The sequence below is a fragment of the Bacillus sp. AM1(2019) genome (genome assembly GCF_009906915.1).
In the GTDB taxonomy this organism is placed as follows: Bacteria; Bacillota; Bacilli; order Bacillales; family Bacillaceae; genus Bacillus; species Bacillus velezensis.
In genome coordinates, this window is record NZ_CP047644.1 from 369,411 (window position 1) to 388,066 (window position 18,656).

The 18,656-nt window shown below is 47.1% G+C and carries 16 protein-coding genes; 7 read left to right on the forward strand and 9 right to left on the reverse strand.

Annotation, left to right across the window (positions count from 1 at the left end):
• Positions 1-11: 11 nt before the first annotated feature.
• From cobA to nirB, 5 genes are all read right to left on the reverse strand, one after another.
• Positions 12-1,451 (reverse strand): uroporphyrinogen-III C-methyltransferase, encoded by a 1,440-nt coding sequence (cobA, locus tag GNE05_RS02055; RefSeq protein WP_160182370.1) that lies wholly within the window; start codon positions 1,449-1,451, stop codon positions 12-14.
• Positions 1,452-1,517: 66 nt separating this feature from the next.
• The gene (gene nirD / locus GNE05_RS02060) at positions 1,518-1,838 is read right to left on the reverse strand and encodes a nitrite reductase small subunit NirD (RefSeq protein WP_007409365.1); all 321 of its coding nucleotides are present in this window, start codon (positions 1,836-1,838) and stop codon (positions 1,518-1,520) included.
• A 20-nt stretch (positions 1,839-1,858) separates the two neighbouring features.
• A complete protein-coding gene (gene nasD / locus GNE05_RS02065) occupies positions 1,859-4,276 on the reverse strand; it encodes an NADPH-nitrite reductase (RefSeq protein ID WP_114354905.1) in 2,418 nt (805 codons plus the stop codon).
• Between the two features lie 121 nt (positions 4,277-4,397).
• Complete coding sequence (gene nasC, locus GNE05_RS02070; RefSeq protein WP_160182371.1) at positions 4,398-6,530, reverse strand: assimilatory nitrate reductase catalytic subunit NasC; 2,133 nt, start codon at positions 6,528-6,530, stop codon at positions 4,398-4,400.
• Positions 6,523-8,850 (reverse strand): nitrite reductase large subunit NirB, encoded by a 2,328-nt coding sequence (nirB, locus tag GNE05_RS02075; RefSeq protein WP_160182372.1) that lies wholly within the window; start codon positions 8,848-8,850, stop codon positions 6,523-6,525. Before nirB ends, nasC begins: the two co-directional genes overlap by 8 nt.
• Before the next feature lie 181 nt (positions 8,851-9,031).
• Here nirB and GNE05_RS02080 point away from each other — a divergent pair, with 181 nt between their 5' ends.
• From GNE05_RS02080 to GNE05_RS02105, 6 genes are all read left to right on the forward strand, one after another.
• Positions 9,032-10,237 (forward strand): MFS transporter, encoded by a 1,206-nt coding sequence (locus GNE05_RS02080; protein ID WP_160182373.1) that lies wholly within the window; start codon positions 9,032-9,034, stop codon positions 10,235-10,237.
• 189 nt (positions 10,238-10,426) lie between these two features.
• Positions 10,427-11,629: a GTP-binding protein gene (locus tag GNE05_RS02085; protein WP_160182374.1), complete on the forward strand. Its 1,203-nt coding sequence runs from the start codon at positions 10,427-10,429 to the stop codon at positions 11,627-11,629.
• Positions 11,630-11,693: 64 nt separating this feature from the next.
• A complete protein-coding gene (locus GNE05_RS02090; protein ID WP_007609290.1) occupies positions 11,694-12,830 on the forward strand; it encodes a zinc-dependent alcohol dehydrogenase in 1,137 nt (378 codons plus the stop codon).
• A 14-nt stretch (positions 12,831-12,844) separates the two neighbouring features.
• Complete coding sequence (locus tag GNE05_RS02095) at positions 12,845-13,279, forward strand: RDD family protein (RefSeq protein WP_160182375.1); 435 nt, start codon at positions 12,845-12,847, stop codon at positions 13,277-13,279.
• A gap of 116 nt (positions 13,280-13,395) precedes the next feature.
• Positions 13,396-13,674 carry a YckD family protein gene (locus GNE05_RS02100; protein ID WP_263612330.1) on the forward strand — a complete coding sequence of 93 codons (279 nt, stop codon included), beginning with the start codon at positions 13,396-13,398 and terminating at the stop codon, positions 13,672-13,674.
• A gap of 103 nt (positions 13,675-13,777) precedes the next feature.
• Positions 13,778-15,214: a glycoside hydrolase family 1 protein gene (locus GNE05_RS02105; RefSeq protein ID WP_160182376.1), complete on the forward strand. Its 1,437-nt coding sequence runs from the start codon at positions 13,778-13,780 to the stop codon at positions 15,212-15,214.
• 40 nt (positions 15,215-15,254) lie between these two features.
• Here the strand turns inward: GNE05_RS02105 and GNE05_RS02110 are convergent, their stop codons facing one another.
• From GNE05_RS02110 to hxlA, 4 genes are all read right to left on the reverse strand, one after another.
• A complete protein-coding gene (locus GNE05_RS02110; RefSeq protein ID WP_014416873.1) occupies positions 15,255-15,653 on the reverse strand; it encodes a competence protein ComJ in 399 nt (132 codons plus the stop codon).
• A gap of 20 nt (positions 15,654-15,673) precedes the next feature.
• The gene (locus GNE05_RS02115) at positions 15,674-16,111 is read right to left on the reverse strand and encodes a NucA/NucB deoxyribonuclease domain-containing protein (RefSeq protein WP_003156588.1); all 438 of its coding nucleotides are present in this window, start codon (positions 16,109-16,111) and stop codon (positions 15,674-15,676) included.
• 330 nt (positions 16,112-16,441) lie between these two features.
• Positions 16,442-16,999, reverse strand: coding sequence for a 6-phospho-3-hexuloisomerase (gene hxlB / locus GNE05_RS02120; RefSeq protein ID WP_021494205.1), 558 nt, complete (start codon positions 16,997-16,999; stop codon positions 16,442-16,444).
• Complete coding sequence (gene hxlA / locus GNE05_RS02125) at positions 16,996-17,631, reverse strand: 3-hexulose-6-phosphate synthase (protein ID WP_160182377.1); 636 nt, start codon at positions 17,629-17,631, stop codon at positions 16,996-16,998. The genes hxlB and hxlA overlap by 4 nt, the downstream gene beginning before the upstream one ends.
• Positions 17,632-17,862: 231 nt before the next feature.
• On the opposite strand from hxlA, the gene GNE05_RS02130 reads away from it, so the two are divergent.
• Positions 17,863-18,225 carry a transcriptional activator HxlR gene (locus GNE05_RS02130; RefSeq protein WP_007409352.1) on the forward strand — a complete coding sequence of 121 codons (363 nt, stop codon included), beginning with the start codon at positions 17,863-17,865 and terminating at the stop codon, positions 18,223-18,225.
• The last annotated feature ends 431 nt before the right edge of the window (positions 18,226-18,656 follow it).

The following is an 18,656-nucleotide window of genomic DNA, read 5'->3' on the forward strand; positions in this document are numbered from 1 at the left end:
ATTCCGGCGTATCAGCTGTGAACGAGCATGTCTTTCATTTCATTTCGTATAAACGCAAATAACTGCTCCTGGTTTTTCACGGCGGTAAACCCGCAGCCGGCGGGGACGTCTTCGCCCATGCAGATGACGGGAGGGCGGTTTGCTGACGAATCCGGTGATATGCCGATTTGTTTTCCGGCGCTGATCAAATGCTGAGCGGATTCTTTGCCCGTACAGATAATCATTTGCAGAGGAGACTCACTGATCGTGCGTTCGATCATGGAAGTGAACCGCTCATCTGCGATATGTTCATGGGTGATATAAAGCGGGCATGATTTTGAGTCTGACAAGTTTTCTGCTGCTTGACGGCTTCCTACAATGAGCGAATGCGGAGAATCAATTTGACATTCGGATAGGAGAAAGCCCCGTTTTGTCAGTTCCGTCTTTGCGGCCTCAGTTGCTGCATTCAGGCTTGCGGTCACCCGGCGGATGTCGATCTGCTTGAAAGCCAGTGTGTCAAAGAATTCGCATACCGCAAGGCGCGATGTGAAAAATAGTTGTTCAAAGGCGCTGATCTGTTTCAGGATGTTTTCGTTTGCGGGCATTTTTTTAACGATCCGCTTCGGCCATTCAATAACATCGGCGCCATACTCGCGCAGCTTGTCTGTCAATGTATGTTCTTCATCGCCATGAGTGACAACCATGATATGCCGCCCGATGAACGGTTTGCTTTCAAACCAGCTGTGTGTTTGAAAATTGACAATATCACCGATGACGATAATGGCAGGGTTGGTGATGTTTTGGCTTTGAACTTTTTCATGGATATCCTGAAGCGTTCCTTTAACGCTCCGCTGCCGCCCCCACGTCCCCCATTGAATGACGAGTACGGGAACGGAAGGGGATTTTCCGTACTCCGTAAGCTGCCGGCATATAAATGACAGATTTTTAACGCCCATGTAAAACACAAGCGTTTGAACGCTTCGGGCAAGCCCTTCCCAGTCGAGATTCGGCCTGCCTTGCAATGATGTATCATGAGCGGTGATCATCGCGAAGGACGAAGCGAAATCACGATGGGTGACGGGGACTCCCGCATACAGCGGCGCTGCGATTCCCGAGGTGATGCCGGGCACCATTTCGTAGCTGATGCCGTGCTGATGAAGCGCCTCTGCTTCTTCGCCGACTCTGCCGAACACACTTGGGTCTCCGCCTTTCAAGCGGACGACGGTGCAGCCCTCCGCCGCTTTTTCAATCAGCAGGGCATTTATCTCAGACTGTTTCATAAAATGGCGGTCGGGCAGCTTTCCGCAATAAATGAACCGGCAGTCCGGTGAGGCATATTCAAGAAACTTTGGGTTTGCGAGCCGGTCATACAAAATGATATCCGCTTTCTCCAGAGCCTGTTTTCCTTTTACGGTGATCAGCCCCGGGTCTCCTGGTCCGGCACCGACAAAATATACGATTCCGTTTTTCATGATGGCGTCATCCCTTCAGCAATTTAAAAAATGAAGGACCACTTGAAAAAGTGATCCGGTCTTTGCTCAATACAGGAGGTATACATTCTCTCCTTCAATCAGTGTTTCGTATGTTTTGACACAGCCATGATCCGGCTCTTGGACTTTTCCGTCTTCTAAGGAGATTTTCCAGTCATGCATCGGGCAGAAGACGTATTCTCCGCTGACGATGCCTTCAGCCAGGACGCCCCCTTTATGGGGACAGCGGTTTTCGACGGCGCGGACGCTCCCGTCAGAAAGCTTAAATACGGCAAGCTCTTTATCTTCTATATATACGGTTTTTCCTAACTCCTCCGGTAATTCGTTTACTTTGCCTATGCAAACCTTTGTCATATCTTTATTAACCATGTCCGTTCCCCCTTACTGTTTTATGAAGTCGTGACGACATTTTCGAATAGATCTTTAGATGCTTTTTTATCTTTAAGGAAGTATTGCCACGGATCTTTGTGAACAGAGAGTGTTTCATTCATTCTGTCGTTGAGCTCCTGCCGTTTTTCCGGATCGTTTAATACGGATTGGACATGAGATAAACCGACGCGCTCAAGCCATGCGGATGTCCGCTCCAGATAGTTTGCCGTTTCTCTGTAGTACTGAAGGTAAGCCCCCGCATATTCTAAGACTTCTTCATTCGTTTTTACTTTCATCAGCAAATCACCGGCGCGCAAATGGGTTCCGCCGTTTCCGCCGACATAAAGCTCCCAGCCTCCGTCGATGCCGACAACGCCAAGGTCCTTAATGCCTGATTCCGCACAGTTCCGCGGGCAGGCGGACACGGCCATTTTGACCTTATGAGGCGTATTGAGCCCTTCGAATTTTTTCTCAAGCGCAATGCCCAGTGCCATGGAGTCTTGCGTGCCGAAGCGGCAGAATTGTTCGCCTACGCACGTTTTTACCGTGCGGAGTGTTTTTCCGTACGCGTAGCCTGACGGCATATCAAGCTCGGCCCATACTTTCGGCAGGTCTTCTTTTTTGACGCCGATGAGATCAATTCGCTGGCCGCCTGTCATTTTAACGAGCGGGATCTCATATTTGTCGACGACATCGGCGATCTTGCGGAGATCTTGAGAGTTGGTCACGCCGCCGTACATCCGGGGCACGACTGAGTATGTTCCGTCTTTTTGAATATTGGCGTGCATCCGTTCGTTCACAAAACGGGATGTTCTGTCATCCTCGTATGTAGCCGGATTAATCATGCCTAAGTAGTAGTTGAGGGCAGGACGGCATTTGGAGCATCCCTCCGGCGTTTTCCAGCCGAGCACGTTCATGATTTCTCTTGTATGGGACAGCCCTTTGGCTTTGATTTCTTCTACGACTTCATCTCTCGACAGTGATGTGCAGCCGCAAATCGCTTCTTTTTGCGCGGACGCGTCAAATTCTGAGCCCAGTGTATATTGAAGAATGTCTTCCACGAGCGGTTTACAGCCTCCGCAGGAACGGGATGCCCCGGTGCATGCTTTGATTTCGTCCGTAGATGTGCAGCCTTTTTCCTGAATGGCTTGAATAATCGCGCCTTTTGATACGCCGTTGCATCCGCAGATGATTTCATCGTCGCTCATCGCCGCGGTCATGCTTGCGCCTGCTTCCTGATCAAGAGGCTGTAAGATTGATATTTTGGAGGTTTCAGAGATATCGGCTTCTTTTTGAATCATTGAAAACAGGCGGCTGCCCTCGCTGCTGTCTCCGAACAAAACAGCGCCGACAATTTGATTGCCCCTCAGGACGATTTTTTTATAAATGCCGTCCTGCTCATCGAACACTTTAATTGCTTTTTTGTCCTCTGATTCGTTAAAGTCACCGGCAGAGAAGACTTCGACGCCTGATACCTTTAATTGAGTGGAGAGAACGGAGCCTTCATACGGTTTTGTTTCAATGCCGCAAATATGTTTGGCCAGCACTTTTGCCTGTTCATAGAGCGGTGCCACAAGACCGTATGCGATTCCGCGGTGCTCGGCACATTCACCGACCGCGTAAATGTGCGGAATGTCAGTCTGCATATAATCGTTGACAATGATTCCGCGGTTTACCGGAATGCCGCTTTCTGTGCCAAGCTGTGTATTCGGGCGGATGCCGACCGCCATGACGACCAGGTCAGCTTCGATGCTTGTGCCGTCTTTGAAGCGTACGCCTTCGACACGGTCAGTACCGAGAATTTCTTCGGTTTGCTTTTCAAGGAAAAAGGTCATGCCTTGTTTTTCTAATTCGTTTTGCAGCAGGCGTCCCGCCGCAGCGTCAAGCTGGCGCTCCATCAGGAATGGGGCGAGGTGGATGACAGACACGTCCATTCCGAGATTCAGCAGTCCGCGTGCGGCTTCCAAACCCAGCAGTCCTCCGCCGATGACAGCTGCTTTTTTATATTGTTTTGACGCGGCGAGCATCGTGTCTGTATCTTTTATATCCCGGAAAGCCGTGACGCCTTTTTTGTCTGCGCCCGGAATCGGAAGGATAAAAGGGACAGAGCCTGTCGCCAGGATGAGTTCATCATAAGGCTGGATTCTGTCTGCATCGGTGATGACGGTTTTGTTTTCCGTGTCGACTTTGATGACTGTTTCACCGGTATACAGCTGAATGTTGTTTTCTTTGTACCAGTTCCAATCGTTTAACGTAATGTCTTGAATGTCGGTATCGCCTTGCAGCACTTTTGACAGGAGGATTCGGTTATAGTTGGGATGAGGTTCGGCCCCGAATATTGTAATCTCGAATTCGTCTTTTGAAACACGCAGTATTTCTTCAATCGCTCTTACCCCGGCCATTCCATTTCCAACAAGGACTAGCTGTTTTTTTCCCATCAGATGATCCGCTCCTTATCTTTGTTTTTTTTTTAGCGTAGCACAGCAAAAACAAATATTTAAGATGCATGTTATGAAATGTAACAAAAAATACTAAAAAATCTAAAAATTTTATGAAAAATTATATAGGGCTGATTCGTACCGCACACATCTTAAAACCGGGCATTTTACAGTCCGGATCCAAGGCTTCACCAATTAAGTCGTTGACGTTTTGCGTGTCAGACCAATGGATGGGAACAAACAACGTGTCTTTTCGTACGTTCTCCGACCATCTGCTCCGGACCGTGATGCTGCCCCGGGGGGATTCTATCTTCACGAGAACACGGTCTTCGATATGATAGTCGGCCGCCGTTTTTGGGTGGATTTCCACAAAGGATTCAAAATGTCTTGCAGCCAAGGCAGAGCTTTTTCTCGTTTGGACACCCGTTAAGTAATGAGACATCACCCTTCCTGTGGTTAAATAGAGCGGATAGCCGGCGCTCGGTTTCTCTTTCGGGACGGCCGGTTCATTTGGAATCACGCTTAATTCAGCTCTGTGATCGGGATGGGCAAATGAGTGCTCAAACAATCGCCCGGTTCCGGGGTGATCCGCTTCAGGACATGGCCACTGAATGCCGCCTTCCCGCCTGAGCCTGTCATAGGTGATGCCAGAGTAATCAGCAATTCCGCCGCGGCTTGCTTCTCTCAGTTCGTTAAAGATTTCCTCCGACGAGGTATAGGGAAAATAATGCCCTTTACCAAGAGCCGAGGCAATGTCACAGATGATCTGCCAATCATGTTTCGCTTCTCCGGGACAGGTGCGGCTCGCTTCTCTTAATGTCACGCGGCCTTCTACATTTGTCATCGTGCCTTCGTCTTCCAAATAAGAGGAGGCGGGTAAAATCACATCCGCGAATGCCGCGGTCTCAGAAATAAATAAGTCAACTGCGACAAAAAATCTCAGTTTCTTGATTGCCTGCTTGACGAAATTCGCATTTGGGCCGGAAACAGCCGGATTGGAACACATGAGAAACAGTCCTTTGATGTCGCCGCTATCTATTTTTTCTATCATTTCATAGGCTGAGACGCCTTTTCGCGGCAGCTCATCCTGATGAATCCCCCACACCTTCGCAATATGCGCCCGGTGTTCTTCAATTTCGATAGAACGGTAGCCCGGAAGCTGATCCGCTTTTTGGCCGTGTTCTCTCGCGCCTTGTCCGTTGCCTTGACCGGTAATCGTCCCGTAACCTGAGAAGGGCTTGCCGATTTTTCCGGTGATCAGCACCATATTTAAGAAAGCTTTCACCGCTGCGGTACCGTCAGTCTGCTGTTCGATCCCCCGCGCTGTAAACAGCATGCCGGATGTTTCCTTGGCAAACTTCACGGCGGCCTTTCGCATAAGCTCCAAAGGAACACTTGTCTGCTCGGAGATCTCTTCCAGATCCAAAGCGTCGGTATGCCGTTTGAGCTTATCGAATCCGTTTGTGCGTGTGCGGATAAAGTCTTTGTCTGTAAGCTGTTCGTCAATGCAGATTTTGACGAGTCCGTTTGCCAGAGCGGCGTCTGTGCCGGGCTTGATTTTCAGGTGAAGATCGGCTATTTTAGTCGTCGCCGTTTCCCGGGGATCAATGGCGATAATGTAAGCCCCGTTTTCTTTCGCTTTATCAAAATACGGCATGATCGTCGGCTGGCATTCCGCGATATTGGTGCCTGCCAGGATGATGACACGTGTATGCGGAATGTCCGATAATGGATTCGTCAGGCCCCTGTCCGCGCCGAATGTCTGGCCGGCCGCCGTTGCTGCGGCAGACATACAGAGCCGCCCGTTGTAATCGATGTATTTCGTCTGTAAGCCGACCCGTGCGAACTTTCCAAGCAGATAGGCTTCTTCATTTGTAATTGAGGCGCTCCCATAGACGGCCATCGCATCATTGCCGTGTTCGGTTTGGATCAGATTGATTTGTTCCTTTATGCGATTCAGTGCTTCAGCCCAAGAGACAGGCACAAATTCACCGTTTTTTTTAAGCAGGGGGCGTGTAATGCGGGAAGAGTGCACGGCATGCTGATGGGCATTCATGCCTTTTGTACATAAACGGCCATGTGTCGTCGGATTATCAATGCCGATTGCAGTGTATTTCTTCCGTGCCGCGAAGGTTTGTTCCGTAAGCTGCATTTTGCATTGCATGCTGCAGAACGGGCATTGCGTCTCATATGTTTTTTCCGATTGGACATCTTGCAGTTTGTCACGGAAATAACGGAGCATCGGTTCAGTCAAAAAGCTTCATCCTTTCGTATGGCGTTTTCCCGGCAGACAGGTTTTGAAGCAGGGATATGTCTGAACGGAGATTTTTCAGAAGCTGTGTCCGCATATCTTCTTCAAACAGCATTTCTCTGATATGGACGAGGCCGAGTCTGTCAACCCATTGATAAATCGCTTCGTTGTAGTGAGCCGTTTCGCGATAATATTGAATAAGGCCTTTCATCATAGCGGCGGTACTGTCTTCGTTATTCGTCACACAAAAAAGGCTGCCGGCGCGGGCTTGTTTTCCGCGGACGCCCCCGATATAAATTTCCCAGCAAGTTTGTGTCTGAAGCGCGCCGATATCCTGAATGTAAACATCGGTGCAATTGTTTTCACATGACAAGCTGACGGATACATAAGCGGGGACGGCAAGCATGTCGGTATCTCGTTCAATCCTGCTTGCCAGCTCTTGAAAGGAGCGATGCTGTCCGCACGTACATGCTTTGATTTGAATCGTCCAGCGGTGCCGGGGGGAGAAAACCGGCATGTTCAGTGCTTTTCTGATGCTTGCAAGGTCATTTGGCCTGATTCCGGAAAGCTTCAGCCGGTGACTGTCAGTAATTGAAACGCCGGGGATGCCGTATGTTTCAATGACGTTTGCGATGTTTTTGAGCTCTGCCGCACTTGTCAGTCCGCCGTACATTTGCGGAATCAGGGTGCATGTCTCTTCTGCCGATATTTCATTGAACTGCATAAAATCAGGCCGCATCCTTTCCAGGTAGTAGTGAAGCGCCGGAATACAAATGCGGCAGCCGTTTTCTGTTTTCCAGCCGATCACTTCCATCACCTCGGCGGCATCAGTGAATGGACGGCGCCGAAGTTCGGCGATGACTTCTTCTTCCGTCAAATCGGTGCAGCCGCAAAACGAAGGCTGGCGGGAAGGTTTTGTGTAATCATCGCTTGCCATATACTTCAGCAAGTCTTCGACGAGCGGCCTGCATCCCCCGCAAGACCCGGACGCTTTTGTCATGTGCTTCACTTCCTCCGCGGTTTTTAAGCCATATTTGTTCACCGCTTCTTCAATGGAGCCCTTGGTCACTGAGCTGCATTGGCAAATGGTTTCATGGGGAGGCATAGATTCAAAGGATATGCCGCCTTGATCCGGTTCCATGAGCTGTTTTTTCACGATGGAAATGTCCCTTTGCTTCACAAGACTGTCGAGAAGCCGCTGTTTACCGCGCGTGTCCCCGAATAAAATAAAGCCGGCCGGTTTATCGTCCTCAAAGAGCGCTTTTTTGTAGATGCCTGCATGCTCATCATGGAACAATATGCCGGCTGTGTGCTCATTTTCGTGCACCTTTCCTGCCGACCATACATCAATACCGGCTATTTTTAAGGCTGCAGATTGTGCAAAGCCTTGAAACCCTTCGCACGGAACACCGCATAGATGCTGTGCGAGCACTTTTCCCTGTTCATAAAGCGGTGCAGCCAATCCGTATACAATCCCGTCATGCTCCGCGCATTCACCGACGGCATACACATTCGGTTTGTTCGTCTGCATGAATTGATTGACGATGATACCTCGATTCACTGAAAGTCCGGCAGATGCAGCCAATCGGATATTGGGCCTCACACCGGCGGCCATGACAATCAGGTCTGCTTCTATGGAAGAACCGTCTTTGAAACGGATGCCTTCCGCCCGTGAGTTTCCTGTAATGGATGCCGTGTCTTTCTCTAATAGAAAGACTAAGCCTTTTCGCTCCAGTTCTTTCTGCAGCAGATGGGATGCCGTTTGATCAAGCTGTTTTTGCATAATGGCGGAAGAGTGGTGAATGACGCTGACGTCCATGCCGAGCTGCCGTAAGCCGACGGCCGCTTCAAGACCTAATAAACCGGCGCCGATGACCGCCGCCTTTTGATACCGGCCGGCCGCATTGATAAGGGATTGGCAGTCTTCTATTGTCCGAAAGCCGCAGACGCCTTCTTTCTCTGCTCCGGGTATGGGGAGAATATAAGGAGTGGAGCCAGTTGCCGCGATGAAATGATCGTAAGTCATGCTGCGCTTTCGATCCGTTGTGACAACCTGCCGTTCTGTATCAATGTGTACAACCGTTTCTCCCGTGTAAAGCGTAATTCCGTTTTTTTCGTACCATTCGCGGCTATTCAGCGTAATGTCATCAAGCGAAACCTCACCTTGTAAAACGGAGGATAAGAGAATGCGATTGTAATTGGGATGAGGTTCGCTTCCGAAAATAACAATCTCAAACATGTCACGGTTCATCTTTAAAATGTGTTCAATACAGCGGATTCCGGCCATTCCGTTCCCTGCTGCAATTAATCGTTGTTTCTTCATTCGCCAAACCTCCTTTGCAGCTGCCTGTAAGTTTTGCTTCTCTATGAGAAATTATGGCACATTGCCTGATTAACGCATTAAATGTGTCGCATTATCTTACACATGTCTTTTCCGGTGAATGCCGGTCATATATTCTTGATTCAGCAATTTGAAATGATAGAAGACCGGAAAGGAGAATGTTATGAAGCTGTCGGAATTAAAAACAAGCGGCCATCCGCTCACTCTGCTCTGTTCCTTCTTATATTTTGATGTGAGTTTTATGATTTGGGTCATGCTGGGGGCGCTCGGCGTTTATATTTCTCAGGATTTCGGGTTATCTTCTTTTGAAAAAGGATTTGTCGTGGCTCTGCCGATCTTATCAGGATCTGTGTTTCGGATCATATTAGGCGTGTTAACGGACAGGATCGGGCCGAAGAAAACAGCCGTGATCGGGATGCTGATCACGATGATCCCGCTGCTTTGGGGGGCATTCGGCGGCCGTTCTTTGACTGAGCTGTATGCGATCGGCATTCTGCTGGGCGTGGCGGGCGCAAGTTTTGCTGTCGCGCTTCCGATGGCGAGCCGATGGTATCCGCCTCACTTGCAGGGGCTTGCGATGGGGATAGCAGGTGCCGGCAACAGCGGCACTTTGTTTGCGACATTGTTCGGTCCCCGCCTTGCGGAACAGTTTGGTTGGCACAGTGTAATGGGAATTGCGCTTCTTCCGTTGATGATCGTTTTTATACTGTTTATCGTCATGGCGAAGGACTCTCCTGCACAGCCCGCACCGCAGCCGCTTAAAAACTATCTTCACGTTTTCAGGCAGAAGGAGACATGGTGTTTCTGTCTTTTGTACGGCGTCACTTTCGGAGGTTTTGTGGGATTATCAAGTTTTTTGGCGATTTTTTTCGTTGATCAATATCAATTGTCAAAAATCCATGCCGGTGATTTCGTCACAATATGTGTTGCAGCGGGCAGTTTCTTTCGCCCTGCAGGAGGCTGGATTTCAGACCGTGCGGGAGGTGCGAAAGTTCTCGCTGTACTGTTTGTCATCGCGGCTCTGTGTATGGCGGGAGTCAGCAGCCTGCCTCCGCTTACAACGGTTATCGTTCTGTTGCTTATCGGAATGATGGCGCTCGGTATGGGCAACGGAGCAGTATTTCAGCTTGTCCCTCAGCACTTTGCAAAAGAAATCGGAATGGTGACGGGAATCGTCGGAGCGGCCGGCGGCATAGGAGGTTTTTTCCTTCCCAATATTTTAGGATCATTGAAGCAGATGACGGGAACTTATGCGATCGGTTTTATCTCTTTTTCATGTATCGCATTGCTCGCATTTGTGCTTGTTCTGGCCGCAGGCTATTTTTGGAGAAAAAGCTATGGCACTGAAAACAGTCCTGCGGATGTTTAAGTTTGGGCGGAAGACACGTATGACAGCGTGTCTTTTTTATGATTGATTATTTTTCACTTGATTTTAAACGGAGAATATATCAGAATAAATAGTAACGGTTACGATTTGTAACAATGTACATCATGATGAAAAAGGGGCAGGTGCGGGATATAAATCGTAATCATTCTATTTTGTCAGGAGGCTATTTATATGAAAAAAATTCCGGTTACAGTATTGAGCGGCTATCTTGGTGCCGGAAAGACGACCGTTTTGAATCATATTTTACAAAACCGCAACGGTTTAAAAATTGCCGTCATCGTCAATGACATGAGCGAAGTAAATATAGACGCGGGATTGGTGAAGCAGGGAGGCGGCTTGTCAAGGACGGATGAGAAACTCGTAGAATTATCCAACGGCTGTATCTGCTGCACGCTGCGTGAGGATCTATTAGTCGAAGTTGAGAAACTCGCGAAAGACGGCAGATTTGATTATATTGTGATTGAATCAACAGGGATCAGCGAACCGATTCCCGTTGCCCAGACATTTTCTTATATAGATGAAGAAATGGGTATTGATCTGACAACATTCTGCAGGCTGGACACAATGGTGACCGTGGTGGATGCAAACCGCTTCTGGCATGATTTCCAGTCCGGTGACAGCCTTCTTGACCGGAAGGAAGCGGCGGGAGAAGAGGATGAACGGGAGATTGCCGATTTATTAATTGACCAAATCGAGTTTTGTGATGTGCTCATTTTAAATAAATGCGACATGGTGGGCGAAAAAGAGCTTGAACAGCTGGAAACGGTCCTTCGCGCATTACAGCCCCGTGCCAGACTGATCCGGTCCGTCCGCGGAGAAGTGCCCGCCGAATACATATTGAATACCGGTTTATTTGAGTTTGAGGAAGCGAGTTCATCAGCAGGATGGATAAAGGAACTGACGGCAGGTCATGAAGCGCACACTCCGGAAACGGAAGAGTACGGCATCACTTCGTTTGTGTACTCGCGGCGTCTGCCGTTTCATACCGCTCGTTTTGACAGCTGGCTGCATCAATCAATCCCTGACAACATTGTGCGCGCAAAAGGAATTGCTTGGTGCGCAACCCGCAACAGCCTTGCGCTGCTGATGTCTCAGGCGGGTCCGGCGGTTTCGATTGAGCCTGTTTCTTATTGGGTGGCGGCAATGCCGAAACTTGAGCAGGAGCAGATCAAACAGCAGGAACCGGAGATTCTGGAAGATTGGGACGACCAATTCGGAGATCGTCATACGAACCTGGTGTTTATCGGAACAGATTTAGATGAAGCAGCCATTACAAAGGAATTGGATCAGTGCCTGCTCACGCCGTCTGAGTTCGATTCCGACTGGTCGCAGCTTGAAGATCCTTTTCAATGGGATATTCAGCGGGCCGAATAACATACCGGCCAAGTTTAGAAGCAGGTGAAAAGGGAAGGAGTGATGAAAAAGGAGCTGACCAAGTGTGAAAGCACTGACATACCAAGGAAAAGAACATATGGAAGTGAAAGAAGTCCCGGCACCCGCCATTCAAGATGAGAGAGATGTCATCGTTCGAATCACCGCAACCGGGATATGCGGTTCAGACCTTCATTTATATAAAAACGGAATACCCGCCGATCCGGGTTATATCGTCGGGCATGAGCCGATGGGAATCGTTGAAGAAACGGGCAGTCAAGTCAAAAAGCTGAAAAAAGGCGACCGGGTCGTGATTCCTTTTAACATCGGCTGCGGAGAATGTCATTATTGCAAGCACCAGATGGAAAGCCAGTGTGATGAATCAAATCCAAACCCTCATACAGATGCCGGCGGCTTATTCGGTTTCTCGGAGTTTAACGGTAATTATCCCGGCGGGCAGGCTGAATATTTACGTGTTCCTTATGCTGATTTCTCTTCTTTTCTGGTTCCGGCAGACAGTGAGCTTGAAGATGAGCAGGTGCTGCTTCTGTCAGATGTCATGCCGACCGCCTTTTGGAGCGTCCAGCACAGCGGAGTGAAAAAAGGGGATACAGTCGTTATTCTGGGATCAGGCCCGATCGGCTTAATGGCGCAAAAATTCGCGTGGAAAAAAGGAGCTAAACGGGTTATCGCAGTTGATCAAGTCCCGCACCGCCTTGAACATGCGAGACGCATAAACGGAGCAGAGACCTTCAATTTTTCAGAACATGATGAGATCGGGAAACTGCTGCATGAACAAACGTCAGGGGGCGCGGATGTAGTGATTGATTGTGTCGGAATGGACGGCACGCCGCTTTCAAAAGAAAAAACAGAGCAAAAACCGAATCAGTTCGGAACGATCAGTCCGATTCTTACAGCATCAGAAGCCGTTAAGAAGTTCGGAACCGTGCAGCTCACGGGCGCATACATTTCTGAAGCGGACGGCTTTCCGCTCGGCGATTTTTTCACACGCAACGTTTCTTTAAAAATGGGCCAGGCACCCGTTATTCATCTGATGCCGATGCTGTATCAAATGATCGAACAAAATGAAATTGATCCGACGGATATCATTACACACAAAATGAGTCTTGCGGAAGCTCCTGCTGCATATGATATATTTGACAAAAAAGAAGATGGCAACATTAAAGTGATTTTGAAGCCATAGCGAGGAGAAACACGATGAATATTTACAGACCGGCGGGATTTTGGATCAGATTGGGAGCCGTGGTACTCGACTATTTAATTACTTCAGTGCCTTTGGCGATTATTTTTATGCTGGCAACAGGAAAAGATCCGAATGAGAGCGCAATGATCAGCATCATTTTGACTCTTTATGGTATTTTGCTCCCTGTATACTGGAACGGTTATGTTATCGGCAAAAAGATCTGCGGTATCCGCATCGTCAAAAAAGACGGAACTCAGGTAGGCTTTTTCACTATGATTTTGAGAGTGCTTGTGGGCGGCCTGATATATGGGGTGACGTTTGGAATCGGTGTGATCGTGAGCGCATTCATGGTCGGTATGAGAGAAGACAAACGGTCAATCCACGATTTTGTAGCGGGAACGTATGTCACATACGCGCTGCCGGACGAATCGATTGAAAAGAGCGAATAATTTCGCTCTTTTTTTGCATAAAAAATGGATGGGGGAGCAACATATAACAAACGTTAAAGGAGGAAAGAGTCATGAAAAAAGCTGCATTGTCTTTAGCTGCGTTTTTCATTACAGCAATGGTTTTCACAATGCCGGCACACGCCGCCGGAACAAAAATGCCTTCAACAATGTCACTCACGGAACAGCAGAAAAAAGAAATTGAATCACTTGAAAAAGAAGTGCTCGAAAAACGAAAACATGTCATATCCAAATATGTTGAGTACGGGGTCCTGCCGAAAGAAAAAGCAGAACATATTAAACAGCATATGGACAGGCGCTTTAACATGATGAAACAAAATGGGTTTGTCCCGAAGCCTCCGCCTCATAAATTGGAAAAGCGGCATCATCATTCTTAAGCATCCGGCAAGCCGGATGCTTTTTTGTTTTTATCGGGATTGCTCTGAAACGCGTTTCATAACGTATGATATCAATATCATACGCATCAGGAGGATGAAACACATGATACATAAAAAACAGGGCCTGTTCCCTGATACATTTCTATGGGGGTCAGCCTCGGCTGCCTATCAGGTTGAAGGAGCCTGGAATAAAGACGGTAAAGGACCTTCAGTATGGGACTTATTCACGAAAATACCGGGTAAAACGTTTAAAGGCTCAAATGGTGATACAGCAGTCGGCCATTATGAGCGCTATAAAGAAGATATCGTCTTGATGGCAGAAATGGGTTTGAAAGCTTACCGATTTTCTGTCAGCTGGCCGAGAATTTTTCCGAATGGCAGAGGGGAAATTAACGAATCAGGGGTCGCATTTTACGAAGACCTGATCGATGAATTGATTTCTAACGATATTGAGCCGGTGCTGACTCTTTATCATTGGGACTTGCCTCAGGCGCTGATGGATGAATACGGCGGCTTTGAATCAAGAAAAATTATTGATGATTTCAATGATTACTGCATTGCGTTATACAAAAGATTTGCCGGCAAGGTGAAATACTGGGTCACGTTAAATGAGCAGAATTATAATTTTCATAACGGGTTTATAACAGCTGCACATCCGCCCGGCGTAAAGGACAGAAAACGATTTTATGCAGCGAATCATATCGCATTTTTAGCTAATGCCAAAGCGATTGAATCCTTCAGACAATATGTTCCTGACGGTTTGATCGGCCCGAGCTTCGCTTATTCACCGGCTTATCCGCTTACAAGTCACCCTGAAGACATAACTGCATTTGAAAACGCAGAGGAATTTATGAACCATTGGTGGCTTGATATGTATTGCCGGGGGACTTATCCGCAAATTCCTTTCAATTATTTAAAGGAAAAGGGCTGGGCGCCCGCCATTGAAGCCGGGGATATGGAATTGCTTGCGAAAGGCAAGCCGGATTTTATCGGTGTTAATTATTATCAGACGATTACGTACGAAAGAAATCCTCTTGGCGGTGTATCGGAGGGGAAAATGAACACGACTGGTCAGAAAGGGACAAACCAGGATACCGGTATACCGGGGCTGTTTAAAACGAAAAAGAATCCTAATCTCGTGACGAGTAATTGGGATTGGACGATTGACCCGATAGGTCTGCGCATCGGCCTCCGGCGTATAACGAGCCGCTATGATCTGCCGGTTTTTATAACAGAAAACGGGCTGGGGGAATTCGATAAAATAGAAGAAGACGGCTCAATTCAGGATGACTACAGAATTGACTATTTACGCTCCCATCTTGAACAGTGCAGAGAGGCCATTAGTGACGGAGTTCGTCTCATCGGCTACTGCAGCTGGTCATTCACGGATCTGTTAAGCTGGCTGAACGGCTATCAAAAACGCTACGGTTTTGTCTATATCAATCGAGATGAAGAAGATGAAAAGGATTTGAAACGGATCAGGAAAAAAAGTTTTTATTGGTACCGAAATGTAATTGAAACAAACGGTAAAAGTTTATAAAAGTTCCCTGAGAGAAATATGATTCTCTCAGGGCTTTCTTTTACATTGCGGCTGCATCAATAATATACGTATCCGCATGAAGATCGGATATTTCGGCAGGCACTGAATAACAGGTAAGGCTGTATCGGCCTTTCGGAATATTAAAAGAAAGCCGCTTTGACATCACGCTTTCAATCTCAATTCCATCTTTTACAGCCTCAAAGGGAACAGTCGCTTTTTTCTCATAGGATGGTACCGGTTCACTTGTGTTAAGCCTGAGGACGATAAATGCCCTCGTATTTCTCCTTGCCTCAAATGAAACAGCTCCGTCAGCTTCCGCATATCCTTTTTCAATGGCTTCATCGGTCCAATCGATAACAGGCGGTTCTGAATCTTTTTGGAAGATTGTAAATTGATGATAAGAAATGGCCAGTTCTTGCGGTTTCCATGATTTAATCAATGCGCTGTTCCTCCTGTTTTTTACTTGATTTTAAATAATACTCTCGTTCCGTCGGGATCATTGGTAAGCTGGTGTCCGACCCAAGAGCCGGCTCCGCGGTTGTCTGCCGGAGAAATATATTCTACGGAGGCATTATTTCCGCCCTGTTTACAAACCGCCATCGGCCATTCATCCCTATCGTATCCCGTTTTGACAGGCACATGTTTAAGAGATTGCTCACGCCGCTTATGTACTCCGTCTCTGTCAATGGTGCATATGCTGGAATGTCCTTCTTTTATCGCGTCCTTAATATGCTTTGCTGTTTCCGGATATCGATCGGACGGAAATAGGATTACCTTGTCGTAATCACTCTTCTGAACGGTCTGCTCGTTATCTGAGAAAAGATCACCCTTGATCAGGGCCGCGACTGCTCCGGCAATGATGATAAGAACAAGCAGCAGTGCTTTTAATGTTTTCAAGAGTATCAATCACCTCCAGTTATAAATTGCTGTTAAGCTGGTCCAAGAATAAAGCAGAATCGGCCGGCTGTAAAGCTGTTAAAATATATTTCTCAGCCGCAATTCAGCTGAATATCTGTAAAACCATCCGCACAAATCAACTTTATTCATTAAAAATTCGATCAGAAAGTGTTTTTTGCCGTTTCCCTATTCAGAAATGAACGGTTGCGGCCGTATCGTCAATTGACTTATTATAGCGATAAGCTCACCGGCGAGGTATCTTCGTCTGCGAGTGTCGTGCGAAACAGGACGATAAAAAGACGGCCATCTGATAAGAAGGCCGTCAGCAAATCATTCCAGATTCGCATGCTTTGTAAACATGTCTGCTGAATTCAATTCTTTTTTCTCCATGATTTTTAGAATAACCGCATCGTAGAACAGCAGAAGAGTTTGTTCGAATAAAGAACCCATCGGCTGAATCGTCTTTCTGTCTCCGCCGGTCTCTTCCTTAGGAGAGCCGGGAATCGTTATTGTAAGATCCGCAAGTTTGCCGAGACTTGAAGCGGGGTTAATCGTTAATGCAGTGATGATGCCGTTAAGGTTTTTGGCTTTTTCAGCCGTATGAAGCAGACTTTTTGTTTCGCCTGAGCCTGAGCCGATGATGACGAGACCGCCTTCTTGGAGGGGAGGGGTAAGCGTCTCACCGACGATGTAAGCGTTCAGGCCGATGTGCATCATCCTCATGGCGAACGCTTTAGCCATAAAGCCGGAACGTCCCGCTCCGGACGTGAAGATTTGATCTGCCGATAAAATCTGATCCGCAAGCTTGTCAGCTTCACTGTCGGATATTAATGCTGCGGTGCGGGATATTTCATTTAGTATTTCATGTAAGTATTCAGTCGTTTTCATGATCCTTGTGTGATCAGCTGTTTCATTTTAGCAGCAGCATCCGCTTTATTGTCAGCTCCCGTAATGCCTCCGCCGACAATGATTAAATCTGGGTTTTGTTTGATGGCTTCAGGAAGCGTATCAAGTTTGATGCCTCCGGCAATTGCGGTTTTAGCGCTCTTGACCGCTTTTTTAATCGCCGTCAGTTCCTCGAATGAATTTTTTCCTTCTGCTTGAAGATCATAACCTGTGTGAACACAAATATAATCAACACCGAGTTGGTCAATTTCTTTTGCCCGTGTTTCAAGGTTTTTTACGTTAATCATGTCGACGAGGGTTTTTTTCTGCTGTTTTTTTGCTTCGGCAACCGCCCCTTTGATTGTTGAGTCGTCTGTCGCCCCTAAAACGGTGATGATGTCGGCTCCCGCTTCTGCCGCTTTCATGATCTCGTAACCGCCTGCATCCATGATTTTAAGATCGGCAAGCACTTTCAAGTGAGGAAAGGCTGTTTTCATTTCCTGCACGGCTTTCAGTCCTTCATTAATGACAACGGGAGTGCCGATTTCTACAACATCTATATATTGTTCGACCTCTTTCACAAGTTCAATTGCTTCCGGGATATTTACTAAGTCTAATGCCAGCTGTAATTCCACTTTATATCCACTCCTCTTTTTCATGTATTTCCATTCTATAGAGTGCCCCGCATGTTGAGAAGTACGCACTTTGAAGTCTAATAGTTACTTTGAGGATACTGTCCCCGCAGGCAATGCGCTTTGTTTCAGCAAAACTGCGTGGTAGTATAAACTGACGAAAGTTGTGTGAAAAAGTAAGCGTGTATGAATAGATGATGACCGTACAAAAAGTAAGAGGAAGGAGAATTGTCCGTGAGCCGAATGGATGAGAAAACGTTTAATTGCGAAAAGGAATTGACGCTTGCCGTGATAGGCGGGAAGTGGAAAATGCTGATTATGTGGCACTTGGGAAAAGAAGGGACGAAGCGGTTTAATGAGCTGAAAGCTTTAATTCCGGATATTACGCACAAAATTCTTGTGAATCAGCTCAGGGAGCTGGAGCAGGATCTGATCGTTCACAGGGAAGTTTACCCTGTCGTCCCTCCGAAAGTGGAGTATTCTTTAACGGCGCAAGGAGAAAGCCTTATGCCGATTCTGGACGCCATGTATAAGTGGGGAAAAGATTATATGGAATTAATCAACATTGATAAAACTGCAATAAAGGAATCTTTTTGAAGTGCTCTATGTAAAATAGAGTGCTTTTTTTGCGGTTTAATGAAATCATATTGCGAACATTCGGGCCGTCTGTTTCGGTTCTTGCGCTGTTTTTTCCGGGTCAGCTTACGTACGTAAATTTTTTTCATTCTGCCATAACTGGATATTCGACAGATTTTCATTATAGTTTAAAGATTTTTAATTTTACGTAAATAATATTTTTGAAAATAAATTGCGGGATGCCGCAAAATACCCTCTGGATTCGTCGGATTTTTTTTCGGTGTGCCGCATGAAACTTTTCACCCATTTTTCGGTGATAAAAACAATATTTTCATATAAAGTGAACGTAAGTAGATATATAGAAATACATGCAGAAATAGGTAAACCTTTCGTGCTTACAATCAATGGCTTTTTGTCTTGATTTCTCATAAATTTGATGCCGCATTTCGGAC